The 17,413-nt window shown below is 40.0% G+C and carries 12 protein-coding genes and 8 pseudogenes; 11 read left to right on the top strand and 9 right to left on the bottom strand.

The window, feature by feature from the left end; genetic code table 11:
* Positions 1-154: 154 nt before the first annotated feature.
* A pseudogene (locus KA717_31985) lies at positions 155-1,492 on the bottom strand (IS5 family transposase).
* 164 nt (positions 1,493-1,656) lie between these two features.
* Here KA717_31985 and KA717_31980 point away from each other — a divergent pair.
* The 4 genes from KA717_31980 (at position 1,657) to KA717_31965 (ending at position 6,122) form a co-directional block, all read left to right on the top strand.
* Positions 1,657-2,595, top strand: coding sequence for an IS630 family transposase (locus KA717_31980; protein UXE60205.1), 939 nt, complete (start codon positions 1,657-1,659; stop codon positions 2,593-2,595).
* A gap of 152 nt (positions 2,596-2,747) precedes the next feature.
* Positions 2,748-3,431 carry a transposase gene (locus KA717_31975; GenBank protein UXE60204.1) on the top strand — a complete coding sequence of 228 codons (684 nt, stop codon included), beginning with the start codon at positions 2,748-2,750 and terminating at the stop codon, positions 3,429-3,431.
* A gap of 141 nt (positions 3,432-3,572) precedes the next feature.
* Positions 3,573-4,705, top strand: a protein-coding gene (locus KA717_31970; protein ID UXE60203.1) for an IS630 family transposase whose coding sequence is annotated in 2 segments (ribosomal slippage) — positions 3,573-3,993 and positions 3,993-4,705 — 1,134 coding nt in all. Because the reading frame shifts where the segments join, the coding sequence is not laid out codon by codon here.
* Positions 4,706-4,979: 274 nt separating this feature from the next.
* Positions 4,980-6,122, top strand: coding sequence for a transposase (locus tag KA717_31965; protein UXE60202.1), 1,143 nt, complete (start codon positions 4,980-4,982; stop codon positions 6,120-6,122).
* Here KA717_31965 and KA717_31960 read toward each other — a convergent pair.
* The 4 genes and pseudogenes from KA717_31960 to KA717_31945 all read right to left on the bottom strand — a co-directional run bounded on the left by KA717_31960 (position 6,106) and on the right by KA717_31945 (position 9,105).
* Positions 6,106-6,816, bottom strand: a pseudogene (locus tag KA717_31960) (transposase). The gene KA717_31965 and the pseudogene KA717_31960 overlap by 17 nt on opposite strands.
* A gap of 41 nt (positions 6,817-6,857) precedes the next feature.
* Complete coding sequence (locus KA717_31955; GenBank protein UXE60201.1) at positions 6,858-8,000, bottom strand: transposase; 1,143 nt, start codon at positions 7,998-8,000, stop codon at positions 6,858-6,860.
* Positions 8,001-8,129: 129 nt separating this feature from the next.
* Positions 8,130-8,285 (bottom strand): hypothetical protein, encoded by a 156-nt coding sequence (locus tag KA717_31950; GenBank protein UXE60200.1) that lies wholly within the window; start codon positions 8,283-8,285, stop codon positions 8,130-8,132.
* Positions 8,286-8,415: 130 nt separating this feature from the next.
* Positions 8,416-9,105 (bottom strand): annotated as a pseudogene (locus KA717_31945) (transposase).
* 176 nt (positions 9,106-9,281) lie between these two features.
* Here KA717_31945 and KA717_31940 point away from each other — a divergent pair.
* The 3 genes and pseudogenes from KA717_31940 to KA717_31930 all read left to right on the top strand — a co-directional run bounded on the left by KA717_31940 (position 9,282) and on the right by KA717_31930 (position 11,757).
* Positions 9,282-9,494, top strand: a complete 213-nt coding sequence (locus KA717_31940; GenBank protein ID UXE60199.1) for a transposase — start codon at positions 9,282-9,284, stop codon at positions 9,492-9,494.
* Positions 9,495-9,626: 132 nt separating this feature from the next.
* Positions 9,627-10,964, top strand: a pseudogene (locus KA717_31935) (IS5 family transposase).
* Positions 10,965-11,214: 250 nt separating this feature from the next.
* A pseudogene (locus KA717_31930) lies at positions 11,215-11,757 on the top strand (ISKra4 family transposase).
* A 6-nt stretch (positions 11,758-11,763) separates the two neighbouring features.
* On the opposite strand, the gene KA717_31925 reads toward KA717_31930, so the two are convergent.
* Together KA717_31925 and KA717_31920 are read right to left on the bottom strand one after the other, a co-directional pair.
* Complete coding sequence (locus KA717_31925; GenBank protein UXE60198.1) at positions 11,764-12,045, bottom strand: hypothetical protein; 282 nt, start codon at positions 12,043-12,045, stop codon at positions 11,764-11,766.
* A 58-nt stretch (positions 12,046-12,103) separates the two neighbouring features.
* Positions 12,104-12,208, bottom strand: a pseudogene (locus KA717_31920) (IS1 family transposase).
* 302 nt (positions 12,209-12,510) lie between these two features.
* Between KA717_31920 and KA717_31915 the strand changes: the two are divergent.
* The 4 genes and pseudogenes from KA717_31915 (at position 12,511) to KA717_31900 (ending at position 15,157) form a co-directional block, all read left to right on the top strand.
* Positions 12,511-12,885: a transposase gene (locus tag KA717_31915; GenBank protein UXE60197.1), complete on the top strand. Its 375-nt coding sequence runs from the start codon at positions 12,511-12,513 to the stop codon at positions 12,883-12,885.
* A gap of 70 nt (positions 12,886-12,955) precedes the next feature.
* Positions 12,956-13,618, top strand: coding sequence for a hypothetical protein (locus KA717_31910; GenBank protein ID UXE60196.1), 663 nt, complete (start codon positions 12,956-12,958; stop codon positions 13,616-13,618).
* Positions 13,619-13,711: 93 nt separating this feature from the next.
* On the top strand, positions 13,712-14,791 hold the full coding sequence (locus tag KA717_31905) for an IS1 family transposase (protein UXE60195.1): 1,080 nt from the start codon (positions 13,712-13,714) through the stop codon (positions 14,789-14,791).
* Positions 14,792-14,839: 48 nt separating this feature from the next.
* Positions 14,840-15,157 (top strand): annotated as a pseudogene (locus KA717_31900) (transposase).
* 293 nt (positions 15,158-15,450) lie between these two features.
* On the opposite strand, the gene KA717_31895 reads toward KA717_31900, so the two are convergent.
* Both KA717_31895 and thiO read right to left on the bottom strand, forming a co-directional pair.
* The gene (locus KA717_31895; GenBank protein ID UXE64833.1) at positions 15,451-16,194 is read right to left on the bottom strand and encodes a thiazole synthase; all 744 of its coding nucleotides are present in this window, start codon (positions 16,192-16,194) and stop codon (positions 15,451-15,453) included.
* Positions 16,195-16,431: 237 nt separating this feature from the next.
* A pseudogene (gene thiO / locus KA717_31890) lies at positions 16,432-17,403 on the bottom strand (glycine oxidase ThiO).
* Positions 17,404-17,413: the final 10 nt, after the last annotated feature.

The raw sequence follows: 17,413 nt of genomic DNA, 5'->3' as shown, positions 1-17,413 counted from the left end.
TTATCCTTATGGAAACAAATCAAAATACAGATTTTGTTTAATCTATTGTTCCTTTCTGTCTAAAAAGGTCAACACAAATCACTCCTCACAAAAGAGAGGAAAATTAACACCATTTTTCACAAGAAAAACGACTCTACAACTTTTTACTTTTTGTCTTCTGAAGTAGAGTAGAAAGATTCATTACCAAAAAGTTCATCGCAATTACCGTTTCCGAGGTCTCAGGTAGTTTGGCCATCACTCGACCAAGACTAAATTTCCTCTTTCCCTGTCCGAATTTACCCTCAATGGCATTACGCACTCTTTCATCTGAGCGTGCCTCTTTCTTTTTTTCTTTGCTCACCTCTTTCGGCGGTCTTCCCAATCGGGGACCACTCATTCTTATATCCCTTTCTTTACAATAAGCTCGATTCGCTTTTGTTCGATAGATTTTATCCACATGAACCGATTCCGGATAACATCCTGTTTCCCTTTTATATTCTTCTATTCGCGCTTGTAAATCTCCCGATTCGTTGTAATTATCCCAACTTAATTTGTCTAAGAAGACAAAGCCATTCACATTACTTGCCGATATTTTAGCTCCAAACTCTACTGCTTTTCCCGCTTTTCCACGCACTATTGGACGCACGTGAGGTTGGCTTACACTCACAATTCTGTTTTCTACTTTATTTGTCTTTTTTTCATACATTTCTAACTGTTGCTCATACACTTTTCCTATCGTTACAAGCTCTTCTTGCTCTTTTTTCGTTAGTTTTTCTAACTTTGCTCCCTCTTCTATCATTTTTTCTATATCAGACAAGTTTCTTTTTATATATCCTAGTTGTTTTTTTGTTCCTTTTCTTCTTTCTTTTTTTGACACACGACGTTTTTTTGCTATGGCTAAGTACTCTTTTCTTGCCACTTCCCTATAAGTCCTCGGCTTTTCTTTCCTTTTCTCTTTTATTTCTTCATACAGCTTATCTATTATTTTTTCTGTTTTTTCTCTGGCATCATTCAATATTCCTATATCCGTTGGATATTTTATATCTGCTGGTGTACAAGTCGCATCTAACAATAACTTTCCTTCATTTTCTTTTTTTTCTGACGCTACACCCGTCGCTTTTTTTTCTATTTCTTTATTAATTTTATTTATTAATTCCATTCCTATTTTTTTACGAAAATGAACCATCATTGACGCATTAAATGCTTCTTTGCTACTATAGCTTTCCATTCCTATAAAGTACTGTAAATAAGGGTTCTCTTTTATTTGTTCTACTGTTTCTCTGTCACTTTTTCCTGAAATTTCTTTGATAATTAATGCTCCTAATGCCATTCTAAATGATTTGGCTGGGGCTCCTTTTTTTTCTGTGAAGTTTTTTGCATATTCTTCCTCATATTCTTCCCAAAGAATCATTTTTGACATTTCTATCCAACGATTTTCTTCGTCTAACTGCCCGCCGAACAGATTTTTCAAGTTTTCTGGTGTTTCAATTGAGTACTGTTGCTTTCGGTACATCTGCTTTCTCTCTTCTTAATGCAATGGTTTTGAGGCATTCTACCCTATTTTCGTGCATTCTAGCGGTTCTTAATTCGCCTACTATTTTTCTCCGTAAAGGTTTCAGCTTTTTTCAGCAAGCCCTAAGTGGATATAAGGTAGAATATATAGACTTACTTTTTTGTATGACTATGCTGACGTTAAACTTCTTAGACCAAAAGACCAAGAAAGAGCTACAAAAAGCCCTTAAAACGGAAGAGCACGCAGTTACAAGAGAGAGAATATTGATTATGTTACTGAGAAATGAAGGAAAAACGTATGATGAAATATCAGGATTATTAGGATGTTGCAAACGACAAGTGTGGTACTGGTGTAATAATGGAAATCCGAAAGAGATAGAAAGCTTAAGAGACAAAAGAAAAAAAGGAAATCACAGGAAAGTAACAGAAGAATACATAGAGAAATTGACGGAGATAATAATCAAAGAGCCTGAAGAGTTTGGATATGAATTTGGACGTTGGACAGTAGCAAGACTATCAACTCATATGGAAAAAGAAACGGGTATATTGTTAGGAAATACACAACTTAGAAATATGCTTAAAAAAAAGCGATTTGTCTATATTTGGGCAAAATATAGTCTAGAAGATAAAAAAGATGAGCAAAAAAGAGAGGAATTTAGAAAGAAAGTTGAAGAGTACAAGAAGCTTTTGAAAGAAAAGCCAGAATCAATCCAGATATGGTTTTGGGATGAAAGTGGCTTCAGCTTAAGAGTAATACGGAGAAAACATTGGACAAAAAAAGGAAAGCGTAAAAAAGTGAGGGGAGATAGAAGAAAAGGAAGAGTCAATGTAATGGGTGGTATTAGATATACTGACAAAAAACGGTGGGTTGATTTGATTCCCACTGGTAACTCTCAGAACTTCAAGAGTGTATTATTAAAATTTTACAAAGACATACAAAGAGAATGGATAGAACAAGGAAATAAAAAAGAAGACTTTGAAAAGAATGGTCCGAAGATTGTGATTATTTTAGATAATGCGAGCTTCCGGCACTGGTATCGTCTAGCTAGAAGCTATAAACGTTGCAATACGAGAGGTTCAAGAAATCAGGCGAATTTGGAGTAAGTCCTCCCAAGTTAACCCTTTTTCAATTAGGGCTTGCTGAAAAAAGCTGAAACCTTTACGGAGAAAAATAGTAGGCGAATTAAGAACCGCTAGAATGCACGAAAATAGGGTAGAATGCCTCAAAACCATTGCATTAAGAAGAGAGAAAGCAGATGTACCGAAAGCAACAGTACTCAATTGAAACACCAGAAAACTTGAAAAATCTGTTCGGCGGGCAGTTAGACGAAGAAAATCGTTGGATAGAAATGTCAAAAATGATTCCCTGGGAAGAATATGAGGAAGAATATGCAAAAAACTTCACAGAAAAAAAAGGAGCCCCAGCCAAATCATTTAGAATGGCATTAGGAGCATTAATTATCAAAGAAATTTCAGGAAAAAGTGACAGAGAAACAGTAGAACAAATAAAAGAGAACCCTTATTTACAGTACTTTATAGGAATGGAAAGCTATAGTAGCAAAGAAGCATTTAGTGCGTCAATGATGGTTCATTTTCGTAAAAAAATAGGAATGGAATTAATAAATAAAATTAATAAAGAAATAGAAAAAAAAGCGACGGGTGTAGCGTCAGAAAAAAAAGAAAATGAAGGAAAGTTATTGTTAGATGCGACTTGTACACCAGCAGATATAAAATATCCAACGGATATAGGAATATTGAATGATGCCAGAGAAAAAACAGAAAAAATAATAGATAAGCTGTATGAAGAAATAAAAGAGAAAAGGAAAGAAAAGCCGAGGACTTATAGGCTGGACAGTGGGAAGTTCTCGAGGCGTGTAAGTGGAGAAAAGAAAATCGGACATCCGATACAAAAGAGTGCCGTTATGTCCGAAACTGGCTGATATAAGAAAATCGATAGCCAGTGCTATCTATCAATTATGCAACTATGTCAGCGACTAGTGGTCTGTCAAGCTAAAGATTGTGAATTTGAGGGAAAATGGAGAGGCTATTCATTACCTCAACAGATATCGTAATAAGTAACCATGCTCAAGACCTATATTGTCCGATTAAGTCAAGAAGAACGTCAGACCCTAAAAGATTTGGTATCCATCGGCAAAGGAGCGGCTTACAAAATTAAGCACGCCAATATTCTGTTAAACATTGATGTGAATGGACAAGGATGGACGGATGAGGAAGCTGCCGCCGCCTTTAGTTGTCACCGTAACACAGTCGCCAATCTCAGGGAGCGATTGGTCAATGAAGGTGTGGAGTCAGCATTAAGCCGCAAGCCCCGCAAAACGCCGCCTCGTCAACCGATTATTGATGGAGAGGTAGAAGCAAAACTAATCGCCTTACGTTGTGGAGAACCGCCTGCTGGTCAAGCCCGTTGGACATTGAGGTTACTAGCCGACAAGGCGGTCGAGTTAGAAATTGTGCCAGCAATTAGTCACGAAACCGTGCGTCAAGTGTTAAAAAAAACGAACTAAAACCTCATCTGCGACAGATGTACGTGATTCCACCAGAAAAGAGTGCCGAATTTGTGTCTAACATGGAAGATGTTCTAGAAATTTATCACCGACCCTATGACCCCAATTGTCCAGTGATTTGCATGGATGAGCAACCTATACAATTGGTCAAAGAAACCCGCCTTCCTCTACCAGCCAAACCTGGACAGCCAGAGGCGCATGATTACGAATATGAACGCAATGGAACAGCCAATATCTTTATGTTTACAGAACCCTTGTCTGGGTGGCGAAAGACAGTTGTCAGTGAACGTAGAACATCGGTTGACTGGGCAACAGAAATTAAGAATTTACTCGATAACGACTATGCTGATAACGACAAAGTCATTTTAGTATGTGATCAGCTAAATACTCACAAACTTGCCTCACTATATGAAGCATTTGAGCCTTCCACGGCTCGTCGTCTAGTCGAACGGTTGGAAATTCACCATACCCCAAAACATGGCAGTTGGCTTAATATTGCTGAAAACGAGCTGTCCGCAATGACTCGGCAATGCCTAGCTCGTCGAATTCCAGATCGGGAAACTTTAGAGCAAGAAACAACGGCTTGGTACACTCAGCGCAATCATTCCCAAAAGTCGGTAGATTGGCAATTCACGACGGCTGAGGCTCGTATCCGTCTCAAGCGTCTTTATCCACAAATAGAAAATTGACAGACCACTAGAGCAAATCCTCAATAATCTCCGTCCAGCCTTTAGCCGAGAAGCAACGTTCCAATGGTTTATCCTGTTAGTCTGGGGAGTAGTGCTCAACAGCCAACCCAGCGCAATAACTAGCTATGTCAATGCCATTGGCTGAACAGAGAGCTACTACAATCAGGCTCTACATTGGTTTGATTCCAAGGCGTTTAGCGTCGAAGGACTAACTTTACAATGGTCAAAGTGGCTAAGTCAGCATGAAAGTCTATACAGAATTAAAGGGAAACGGGTGTATGTGGGTGATGGCATCAAAGTGGGGAAAGAAGGACGCAAGATGCCAGGTGTAAAACGACTACACCAAGAATCGGAAGATGTGTCCAAGCCAGAGTGGATAAGGGGTCATTACTTCAATGCCTTGAGTATTTTGGTGGGAGTAGGGAAAGCCTGCTTTGCCTTGCCCTTAGTGTTGCGGCTAGACGATGGCATCAAGTCCAAAGCAACCGAGAAGGGGGAGGGAAAAGGCAAAAAAAAGGTGAAGACGAGCCTGGTGACAAAAATGGCTGACCTTTGTGTTACTTACGCAGAGGCAGGGAGTTATGTAATTTTGGATGCTTATTTTGCTTGCGAACCAGTGCTCAAAAGTTTTCGCCAGAACGCCTTGCATCTAATCACAAGAGTGCGTTGCTCCACCGTCGCCTATGCCCCCTTTTGTTCCGTGCCGACGCTGACGGGGAGAGGACGACCACGGATTTGGGGGAGTTCGATAAAACTAGAAAAGCTGTTCGCTCTGGCGGCGGACTTTCCGACAGCTAAAGTCTGGCTCTATGGTCAACAAGTCACGGTTTCTTATCAGTGCTTTGAGTTCCACTGGGATAGTCCCCATCAGCTCGTCAAGTTTGTTCTGACCCAATTGCCTAACGGACGACGACTGATTCTGCTTTCTACTGATCTCTGTTTGACTGGACCTGAGATTATTGCCGCTTACGGTCTCCGATTTAAGATTGAAGTCACTTTTCGTCAATTAGTCCATCTTTTGGGCAGCTTTGCCTATCGTTTTTGGCTTAAGAGTCTTCCTACTTTACCTACCTGGCCCAGCAATCTTATCCTCAGTGACTATCCACAAGCTGTTCAGACTCAGATTTTAAACAAGGTAGAAGCCTTTGAGCGTTTTGTTAACCTTAATGCCATTGCTTTAGGGCTACTTCAAATTCTCGCCTTAGAGTTACCCCAGGGGATTTGGGCTAATTTTCCTCGATGGTTTCGGACATTACCATCCCATGGCTACCCTAGTGAACGGATTGCTCAACTAGCCCTTCAACATCAAGCCCAAATGATTTTTCCTCAAAGTCCACCCAGTCTGCTTTTGCCTAAATTCCTTACCGCTAAACTTGCCTCTTCCCCAAGCCCTGATATGCTTACTTTCGTCGCATAGTCATTACCTTATCTGGCATCCATAAACTTCCCACTGTCCAGTTCTGAAGTAGAGTAGAAAGATTCATTACCAAAAAGTTCATCGCAATTACCGTTTCCGAGGTCTCAGGTAGTTTGGCCATCACTCGACCAAGACTAAATTTCCTCTTTCCCTGTCCGAATTTACCCTCAATGGCATTACGCACTCTTTCATCTGAGCGTGCCTCTTTCTTTTTTTCTTTGCTCACCTCTTTCGGCGGTCTTCCCAATCGGGGACCACTCATTCTTATATCCCTTTTTTTACAATAAGCTCGATTCGCTTTTGTTCGATAGATTTTATCCACATGAACCGATTCCGGATAACATCCTGTTTCCCTTTTATATTCTTCTATTCGCGCTTGTAAATCTCCCGATTCGTTGTAATTATCCCAACTTAATTTGTCTAAGAAGACAAAGCCATTCACATTACTTGCCGATATTTTAGCTCCAAACTCTACTGCTTTTCCCGCTTTTCCACGCACTATTGGACGCACGTGAGGTTGGCTTACACTCACAATTCTGTTTTCTACTTTATTTGTCTTTTTTTCATACATTTCTAACTGTTGCTCATACACTTTTCCTATCGTTACAAGCTCTTCTTGCTCTTTTTTCGTTAGTTTTTCTAACTTTGCTCCCTCTTCTATCATTTTTTCTATATGAGACAAGTTTCTTTTTATCTGGACAGTGGAAAGTTTATGGATGCCAGATAAGGTAATGACTATGCGACGAAAGTAAGCATATCAGGGCTTGGGGAAGAGGCAAGTTTAGCGGTAAGGAATTTAGGCAAAAGCAGACTGGGTGGACTTTGAGGAAAAATCATTTGGGCTTGATGTTGAAGGGCTAGTTGAGCAATCCGTTCACTAGGGTAGCCATGGGATGGTAATGTCCGAAACCATCGAGGAAAATTAGCCCAAATCCCCTGGGGTAACTCTAAGGCGAGAATTTGAAGTAGCCCTAAAGCAATGGCATTAAGGTTAACAAAACGCTCAAAGGCTTCTACCTTGTTTAAAATCTGAGTCTGAACAGCTTGTGGATAGTCACTGAGGATAAGATTGCTGGGCCAGGTAGGTAAAGTAGGAAGACTCTTAAGCCAAAAACGATAGGCAAAGCTGCCCAAAAGATGGACTAATTGACGAAAAGTGACTTCAATCTTAAATCGGAGACCGTAAGCGGCAATAATCTCAGGTCCAGTCAAACAGAGATCAGTAGAAAGCAGAATCAGTCGTCGTCCGTTAGGCAATTGGGTCAGAACAAACTTGACGAGCTGATGGGGACTATCCCAGTGGAACTCAAAGCACTGATAAGAAACCGTGACTTGTTGACCATAGAGCCAGACTTTAGCTGTCGGAAAGTCCGCCGCCAGAGCGAACAGCTTTTCTAGTTTTATCGAACTCCCCCAAATCCGTGGTCGTCCTCTCCCCGTCAGCGTCGGCACGGAACAAAAGGGGGCATAGGCGACGGTGGAGCAACGCACTCTTGTGATTAGATGCAAGGCGTTCTGGCGAAAACTTTTGAGCACTGGTTCGCAAGCAAAATAAGCATCCAAAATTACATAACTCCCTGCCTCTGCGTAAGTAACACAAAGGTCAGCCATTTTTGTCACCAGGCTCGTCTTCACCTTTTTTTTGCCTTTTCCCTCCCCCTTCTCGGTTGCTTTGGACTTGATGCCATCGTCTAGCCGCAACACTAAGGGCAAGGCAAAGCAGGCTTTCCCTACTCCCACCAAAATACTCAAGGCATTGAAGTAATGACCCCTTATCCACTCTGGCTTGGACACATCTTCCGATTCTTGGTGTAGTCGTTTTACACCTGGCATCTTGCGTCCTTCTTTCCCCACTTTGATGCCATCACCCACATACACCCGTTTCCCTTTAATTCTGTATAGACTTTCATGCTGACTTAGCCACTTTGACCATTGTAAAGTTAGTCCTTCGACGCTAAACGCCTTGGAATCAAACCAATGTAGAGCCTGATTGTAGTAGCTCTCTGTTCAGCCAATGGCATTGACATAGCTAGTTATTGCGCTGGGTTGGCTGTTGAGCACTACTCCCCAGACTAACAGGATAAACCATTGGAACGTTGCTTCTCGGCTAAAGGCTGGACGGAGATTATTGAGGATTTGCTCTAGTCGCTGACATAGTTGCATAATTGATAGATAGCACTGGCTATCGATTTTCTTATATCAGCCAGTTTCGGACATAACGGCACTCTTTTGTATCGGATGTCCGATTTTCTTTTCTCCACTTACACGCCTCGAGAACTTCCCACTGTCCAGTTTTTATATATCCTAGTTGTTTTTTTGTTCCTTTTCTTCTTTCTTTTTTTGACACACGACGTTTTTTTGCTATGGCTAAGTACTCTTTTCTTGCCACTTCCCTATAAGTCCTCGGCTTTTCTTTCCTTTTCTCTTTTATTTCTTCATACAGCTTATCTATTATTTTTTCTGTTTTTTCTCTGGCATCATTCAATATTCCTATATCCGTTGGATATTTTATATCTGCTGGTGTACAAGTCGCATCTAACAATAACTTTCCTTCATTTTCTTTTTTTTCTGACGCTACACCCGTCGTTTTTTTTTCTATTTCTTTATTAATTTTATTTATTAATTCCATTCCTATTTTTTTACGAAAATGAACCATCATTGACGCATTAAATGCTTCTTTGCTACTATAGCTTTCCATTCCTATAAAGTACTGTAAATAAGGGTTCTCTTTTATTTGTTCTACTGTTTCTCTGTCACTTTTTCCTGAAATTTCTTTGATAATTAATGCTCCTAATGCCATTCTAAATGATTTGGCTGGGGCTCCTTTTTTTTCTGTGAAGTTTTTTGCATATTCTTCCTCATATTCTTCCCAGGGAATCATTTTTGACATTTCTATCCAACGATTTTCTTCGTCTAACTGCCCGCCGAACAGATTTTTCAAGTTTTCTGGTGTTTCAATTGAGTACTGTTGCTTTCGGTACATCTGCTTTCTCTCTTCTTAATGCAATGGTTTTGAGGCATTCTACCCTATTTTCGTGCATTCTAGCGGTTCTTAATTCGCCTACTATTTTTCTCCGTAAAGGTTTCAGCTTTTTTCAGCAAGCCCTATTTAACACCTGTGAAAACTGGGCGGATGGTTTATTAAGAATAACCAACTGGATGCGAAAAGCGATATACTATTTACCGAAGAGTTGTGGGGTAATAAGAAGATGGTTAGGGGAGATAGTGGCTTATTTTGATAATAGAACAACTCAAGGGGTTGTAGAAGGAATAAATAATAAGCTAAAGGTAATTAAGAGACGCAGTTATGGGTTTAGAAACTTCGACAACTTTGTGCTACGATGTGAGCTAAGTTTTGCTTCTGTTTCTTAATTTTACCTAGGGCTTGCTGAAAAAAGCTGAAACCTTTACGGAGAAAAATAGTAGGCGAATTAAGAACCGCTAGAATGCACGAAAATAGGGTAGAATGCCTCAAAACCATTGCATTAAGAAGAGAGAAAGCAGATGTACCGAAAGCAACAGTACTCAATTGAAACACCAGAAAACTTGAAAAATCTGTTCGGCGGGCAGTTAGACGAAGAAAATCGTTGGATAGAAATGTCAAAAATGATTCTTTGGGAAGAATATGAGGAAGAATATGCAAAAAACTTCACAGAAAAAAAAGGAGCCCCAGCCAAATCATTTAGAATGGCATTAGGAGCATTAATTATCAAAGAAATTTCAGGAAAAAGTGACAGAGAAACAGTAGAACAAATAAAAGAGAACCCTTATTTACAGTACTTTATAGGAATGGAAAGCTATAGTAGCAAAGAAGCATTTAATGCGTCAATGATGGTTCATTTTCGTAAAAAAATAGGAATGGAATTAATAAATAAAATTAATAAAGAAATAGAAAAAAAAGCGACGGGTGTAGCGTCAGAAAAAAAAGAAAATGAAGGAAAGTTATTGTTAGATGCGACTTGTACACCAGCAGATATAAAATATCCAACGGATATAGGAATATTGAATGATGCCAGAGAAAAAACAGAAAAAATAATAGATAAGCTGTATGAAGAAATAAAAGAGAAAAGGAAAGAAAAGCCGAGGACTTATAGGGAAGTGGCAAGAAAAGAGTACTTAGCCATAGCAAAAAAACGTCGTGTGTCAAAAAAAGAAAGAAGAAAAGGAACAAAAAAACAACTAGGATATATAAAAAGAAACTTGTCTGATATAGAAAAAATGATAGAAGAGGGAGCAAAGTTAGAAAAACTAACGAAAAAAGAGCAAGAAGAGCTTGTAACGATAGGAAAAGTGTATGAGCAACAGTTAGAAATGTATGAAAAAAAGACAAATAAAGTAGAAAACAGAATTGTGAGTGTAAGCCAACCTCACGTGCGTCCAATAGTGCGTGGAAAAGCGGGAAAAGCAGTAGAGTTTGGAGCTAAAATATCGGCAAGTAATGTGAATGGCTTTGTCTTCTTAGACAAATTAAGTTGGGATAATTACAACGAATCGGGAGATTTACAAGCGCGAATAGAAGAATATAAAAGGGAAACAGGATGTTATCCGGAATCGGTTCATGTGGATAAAATCTATCGAACAAAAGCGAATCGAGCTTATTGTAAAGAAAGGGATATAAGAATGAGTGGTCCCCGATTGGGAAGACCGCCGAAAGAGGTGAGCAAAGAAAAAAAGAAAGAGGCACGCTCAGATGAAAGAGTGCGTAATGCCATTGAGGGTAAATTCGGACAGGGAAAGAGGAAATTTAGTCTTGGTCGAGTGATGGCCAAACTACCTGAGACCTCGGAAACGGTAATTGCGATGAACTTTTTGGTAATGAATCTTTCTACTCTACTTCAGAAGACAAAAAGTAAAAAGTTGTAGAGTCGTTTTTCTTGTGAAAAATGGTGTTAATTTTCCTCTCTTTTGTGAGGAGTGATTTGTGTTGACCTTTTTAGACAGAAAGGAACAATAGATTAAACAAAATCTGTATTTTGATTTGTTTCCATAAGGATAAGTTATCTATGCTTTTTCAGTCCATACTTCCCTAACCCACATTTCTTTCGTTTTTTGACTTTTTCAGCAAGCCCTACCTAGCAACTCTGGTAGAACCAAAAATTATAAAGCAGTAAGCTTACATGGTCAGGTATGTGCGGCATTTTTTCAAGCGCAGGAAGAATTAATCGCTTGGACAAATAATCAACCATTAGCGAGAGTAGTAACTTGCTTAGGAGATGGACATGATGGGATTTGGAATCTGATAGAAAAGATAAGGGATAAAGACGAAAGAAGGGAAGTATTGGATTGGTATCACTTGGTGGAAAATATCCATAAAGTGAAAGTTTCAAAAAAGGTAAAGAGGCAAATAGAGACGTACTTATGGCAAGGGGAGCAAGATTCAGCAATTAAAGAATTGAACGGTTCAAAACAAAAGGAAGCAATTAACTTCATCAATTATATGAAGAAACATGAAAGCAGAATGCCAGATTATGGACTCTATCAAGACTTAGGTATCTGCATTGGCTCAGGAAGTGTAGAGTCAAAAATCAAACAAATTGGCAAGAGAATACAAATAGCAGGGGCTTGTTGGAAGTCAGAAAACGTTCCTCAAATATTGAGATTACGCTGTGCTTATCTCAATGAAGCTATTGCCTGAGTACTTTTACTCATTGCAAATCTGGGATGCTCCCGACTCGCGTTTCTTTTTTTTCTTGGGAATTTCAACATTTAGCGGCTCTGACGTAGGAGGGTTATTTGAGTTTTGAGAATTCTGATTGACTTTTTCGCTAATCTTTTCGTTTGTTTCCTGCAATTCTTTGAGGTGTTTTTCTAGTTGCTCTATCTTATCGAATAATTTTACCACCAGATTTCTGACGCTGACTGGGGTTTGCTCCCAATCATTTTCGTCAATTTCGGCTGTCTCTAGTAGCTGTTTTTCTTCCATGACTTTTAGATTATCAGATTTTGTCCCCCTGAACGATTACCTTCTGACTAGAGTTAATAACAAACTGGCGACCACAGTCTTTACATAGATTTTTGGGCTTACCATTATGGGCGGAACCATTCTTAATAGTGTGATAAGAGCCACAACTTGGGCAAGGCTGTTTAAAATTAGTCTTTGAGAGACAATATTTCTCTGCCAATTGCTGTTCTACTGTCAATTGATTTAAGACAAAAAATAATAGCGCAAAAATGTTAGTCATAAAAACGTTGATTTAGGGGATAGATTTGAGAAAAATTTATATTAGTTGATATTCTACATCATCCCTGCCATATAAGCTATTTAGGGCTTGCTGAAAAAAGCTGAAACCTTTACGGAGAAAAATAGTAGGCGAATTAAGAACCGCTAGAATGCACGAAAATAGGGTAGAATGCCTCAAAACCATTGCATTAAGAAGAGAGAAAGCAGATGTACCGAAAGCAACAGTACTCAATTGAAACACCAGAAAACTTGAAAAATCTGTTCGGCGGGCAGTTAGACGAAGAAAATCGTTGGATAGAAATGTCAAAAATGATTCTTTGGGAAGAATATGAGGAAGAATATGCAAAAAACTTCACAGAAAAAAAAGGAGCCCCAGCCAAATCATTTAGAATGGCATTAGGAGCATTAATTATCAAAGAAATTTCAGGAAAAAGTGACAGAGAAACAGTAGAACAAATAAAAGAGAACCCTTATTTACAGTACTTTATAGGAATGGAAAGCTATAGTAGCAAAGAAGCATTTAGTGCGTCAATGATGGTTCATTTTCGTAAAAAAATAGGAATGGAATTAATAAATAAATAAAATTAATAAAGAAATAGAAAAAAAAGCGACGGGTGTAGCGTCAGAAAAAAAAGAAAATGAAGGAAAGTTATTGTTAGATGCGACTTGTACACCAGCAGATATAAAATATCCAACGGATATAGGAATATTGAATGATGCCAGAGAAAAAACAGAAAAAATAATAGATAAGCTGTATGAAGAAATAAAAGAGAAAAGGAAAGAAAAGCCGAGGACTTATAGGGAAGTGGCAAGAAAAGAGTACTTAGCCATAGCAAAAAAACGTCGTGTGTCAAAAAAAGAAAGAAGAAAAGGAACAAAAAAACAACTAGGATATATAAAAAGAAACTTGTCTCATATAGAAAAAATGATAGAAGAGGGAGCAAAGTTAGAAAAACTAACGAAAAAAGAGCAAGAAGAGCTTGTAACGATAGGAAAAGTGTATGAGCAACAGTTAGAAATGTATGAAAAAAAGACAAATAAAGTAGAAAACAGAATTGTGAGTGTAAGCCAACCTCACGTGCGTCCAATAGTGCGTGGAAAAGTGGGAAAAGCAGTAGAGTTTGGAGCTAAAATATCGGCAAGTAATGTGAATGGCTTTGTCTTCTTAGACAAATTAAGTTGGGATAATTACAACGAATCGGGAGATTTACAAGCGCGAATAGAAGAATATAAAAGGGAAACAGGATGTTATCCGGAATCGGGGTACTGGTATCGTGTGATCAAAGCTAGAAAAAGTTATGGTGTAAGAGTTTGAGAAAATAGAAAATAACTTACGACTGGACATATTCCCGTTTTTGTTATACTATTATTATTGTCATTATATTAAAGAAAGGGAAAACGGAAAGCAATGTCAACATTGAATAAAAGCTCAATTGACCTCCTAAGTGATATTGGCTTACCTCAAGAGAAAGAGGAAGCCTTATTTCAGAAAAACTGCCCTCATTGCTATAGTGAAAAAGTAAAAATACATTCTCATTACCAAACGAAAGGTAACGGGGAACGTAAAATGTTCATCTGTCAAGAATGTGGTTCTTGTTTTGCTGAGACTTATGGTAGCGTAATCGCTGGCTTAGAAACCCCATTAAGTGAAATTGTAAAAGTATTAAAAGCCAGAATGGAAGGAATAGGATTAAATGCAGCAGCCCGAGTATTCGGCTACGCAAAAACAACAATATTGAATTGGGAAAAGAAATTATCAGGATTACAAGAGACATTATTTTTATACGCCTTAGTGAATGAATTTGTTAAATTAGTAATAGAAGGGGATGAACTATACACAAAAGTTGGAAAAAATAAAGAAGCAAGTGCCTCTGAGGGGTGGACAATCGTGCTCATGGACAGGGCTAGCCGCTTTATTTGGCATTTAAAATGTGGTAAAAAAGAGCAGAAATTATTTCTAGAAGCAATGATGACGGTAGCGGAATTATTTGAAAGGAGTGCAGAATCTCTCCAGTTATTTACAGATGGAGAAAAGCGATATAGTCAACTGCTATTTAATATTTGTCACGAAGTATTAAGGACTGGGAAGCGAGGTCGTCCCACCAAAGTATTACCGAAGGGTATGGTGGTAAGATTAAAAAATAAGAGTAGTAAACGTCGAGATTCTGAGGGTAAACTAGAGAAAGTAGAAACTCCGAAAACTGAACATCCTGAGACAACAGAAAAACCAGAAGACAAGGATGTTCATGCCAACCACGTTGAGGCATTTAATAGTTCTCTACGACGCTATTTAGCCGCCTTTCGTCGTCGAACAAATACTTATGCTAAATCTGTTGTGGGATTACAGCGAGTGCTAGATATTTTCTGGATGGTTCATAACTTTGTTCGCAGCCATTTTACGACGAAAAAAGTTCCTGCGGTAGCTCTCGGTATAATTCAAAAAGGGTTAACTTGGGAGGACTTACTCCAAATTCGCCTGATTTGTTGAACCTCTTGTATTGCAACGTTTATAGCTTCTAGCTAGACGATACCAGTGCCGGAATCGGTTCATGTGGATAAAATCTATCGAACAAAAGCGAATCGAGCTTATTGTAAAGAAAGGGATATAAGAATGAGTGGTCCCCGATTGGGAAGACCGCCGAAAGAGGTGAGCAAAGAAAAAAAGAAAGAGGCACGCTCAGATGAAAGAGTGCGTAATGCCATTGAGGGTAAATTCGGACAGGGAAAGAGGAAATTTAGTCTTGGTCGAGTGATGGCCAAACTACCTGAGACCTCGGAAACGGTAATTGCGATGAACTTTTTGGTAATGAATCTTTCTACTCTACTTCAGAAGACAAAAAGTAAAAAGTTGTAGAGTCGTTTTTCTTGTGAAAAATGGTGTTAATTTTCCTCTCTTTTGTGAGGAGTGATTTGTGTTGACCTTTTTAGACAGAAAGGAACAATAGATTAAACAAAATCTGTATTTTGATTTGTTTCCATAAGGATAAGTTATCTATGCTTTTTCAGTCCATACTTCCCTAACCCACATTTCTTTCGTTTTTTGACTTTTTCAGCAAGCCCTATTTAGACCACCACTACTATCGAATCACTACCCAAAAGCGATCGCCCGACTTTTAATTTCATTCTTAAAGGCATAATTCTAACTCCTTAAACAATCAAGCCAGTCAATGGGGAACTTGCACTGGCATAGGCTTTGATCGGCATTCGTCCCGACAAATAAGCTAAACGTCCCGCTACTGTTGCCATCCCCATCGCCCGTGCCATACTCACAGGATCAGCCGCTAGGGCGATCGCCGAATTAATTAAGACCGCATCCGCTCCCATTTCCATCGCCTGGGCTGCCTCACTGGGTGTACCAATGCCCGCATCTACCACGACGGGAATTTTTGCCTCTTCGATGATGATGCCAATATTGGCCGCGTTACGAATACCCTGCCCTGAACCGATAGGAGAACCCAAGGGCATTACCGTTGCACACCCCACCTCTTCTAAGCGTTTGGCCAATAGGGGATCAGCGTTAATGTAGGGCAACACTGCAAACCCTTCTTTAACCAATTGTTCCGCCGCTTCCAAAGTGCCAATGGGATCGGGTAGTAAATATTTAGTATCAGGAATAACTTCTAATTTAATAAAATTATTATCTTCTTGTCCCAAAAGCTTGGCCATTTCTCGACCTAAACGGGCCACACGAATCGCATCTTCTGCCGTTTGACAACCAGCCGTATTGGGTAACATCCAAATTTTTGACCAGTCCAAAGCCTCCGCTAATCCTTCGTGACCTGGGGCATTTGTCTGTACTCGTCGCACTGCTACCGTGACAATTTGACAGCCACTTTGTTCAACGCTCTGCTGCATGGCCTCAATGCTGGGGTATTTGCCCGTTCCCGTCATTAACCGCGAAACAAAGGGACGACCGGCAATGGTTAGTACGTCTTCGGTGGGAGTGGATGGGGAGATGGGAAGGTGGGGAGATGGGGAGAGGAGGGTCATGGTTTTGCCAGATAGGGTCGGTTGAGATTTGCGGAAAAAACGCTTGCAGTTAAAGTTTGCTATTAGGGAATCGCGGCGTTGAGTGGTGACTAAATCGGCGATCAATTGGGCAGTGACGGGAGCTAATAAAATACCGTTGCGATAGTGACCTGTGGCCAGAATTAAATTATCGCAGGAGCTAGTCCCTAATATCGGCCATTCGTCAGGTGTACCCGGTCGAAAGCCCCACCAAAAATCCTCAATTGTCCAATCTGCTAAGGCGGGAAACAATCGGATCGCCCGTTCTAATAAGGTATTAATGCCCTGGGGCGTATTATGGGGAAGCCAACCCACCTTTTCCGCCGTTGCCCCGATAATTAAACGCCCATCTCGTCGGGGAACTAGATAGGTGTTCGGGCCAAATAAGACCCGTTGCAGAGGTAAGGGTTGATGGGGATCAACGGGCATTCGCAATGCTAACATTTGCCCCTTAATGGGTTCGACTGGAAGCGGTAATAATTCCTTTGCCCAGGAACCTGTTGCTAAAATATAGGTATTTGCTTGAAATTCGCCTTTATTGGTGAAAATTGCTTGAATTCGACTGTTCTTTTGCGGTAGAGCTTGAACGGTTACGCCTTCTTGGAGATTTACCCCTAATTGTTGGGCAGCTTGTCGTAAAGCACTAACTAATTTGCGATTATCTACTTGACCGTCTTCGGGATGCCACCAACCACCGATCGCCTCTTCTCCTAAACCTGGCTGATAAAGCCGCAAGGTTTCCCGATCTAACCATTGGGACGCAGGGGAAGGAGATTCGTTTTGTTCAGGTATTTCAAAAAAGGGGGCGAGGATACCACAGGGGTTATAACCTGTTTCCAAGCCTGTTAAAGCTTCTAATTTACTCACCCAATCGCCATACAACCACCGCGATCGCAGACATAACTCTTTCATCGGGCCAGGGGGGATCTGTTCGGCGTGAGGGGCTAACATTCCAGCCGCAGCATGACTGGCTGCCTGTTGAAAATCCCGACTGAGAACCGTTACCTGGACTCCTCTTTGTCTCAATTCAACGGCGATCGCCAGACCGATAATACCGCCGCCGATGATGAGGATGTCGCTTGTTGCCTTCATAATGCCGATT

The sequence above is a fragment of the Woronichinia naegeliana WA131 genome (assembly GCA_025370055.1).
In the GTDB taxonomy this organism is placed as follows: domain Bacteria; phylum Cyanobacteriota; class Cyanobacteriia; order Cyanobacteriales; family Microcystaceae; genus Woronichinia; species Woronichinia naegeliana.
This window is presented reverse-complemented; position numbering and strand designations above follow the sequence as displayed.

Bases quoted from the DNA above. Each gene is read 5' to 3' on its own strand.
- KA717_31980 (UXE60205.1), top strand. From the start codon at position 1,657: ATGACTATGCTGACGTTAAACTTCTTAGACCAAAAGACCAAGAAAGAG.
- KA717_31895 (UXE64833.1), bottom strand. From the start codon at position 16,194: ATGACGGGAACGGGCAAATACCCCAGCATTGAGGCCATGCAGCAGAGC.
- KA717_31975 (UXE60204.1), top strand. From the start codon at position 2,748: ATGTACCGAAAGCAACAGTACTCAATTGAAACACCAGAAAACTTGAAA.
- KA717_31915 (UXE60197.1), top strand. From the start codon at position 12,511: ATGTACCGAAAGCAACAGTACTCAATTGAAACACCAGAAAACTTGAAA.
- KA717_31905 (UXE60195.1), top strand. From the start codon at position 13,712: ATGTCAACATTGAATAAAAGCTCAATTGACCTCCTAAGTGATATTGGC.
- KA717_31940 (UXE60199.1), top strand. From the start codon at position 9,282: ATGCGAAAAGCGATATACTATTTACCGAAGAGTTGTGGGGTAATAAGA.
- KA717_31950 (UXE60200.1), bottom strand. From the start codon at position 8,285: ATGCAACTATGTCAGCGACTAGAGCAAATCCTCAATAATCTCCGTCCA.
- KA717_31925 (UXE60198.1), bottom strand. From the start codon at position 12,045: ATGGAAGAAAAACAGCTACTAGAGACAGCCGAAATTGACGAAAATGAT.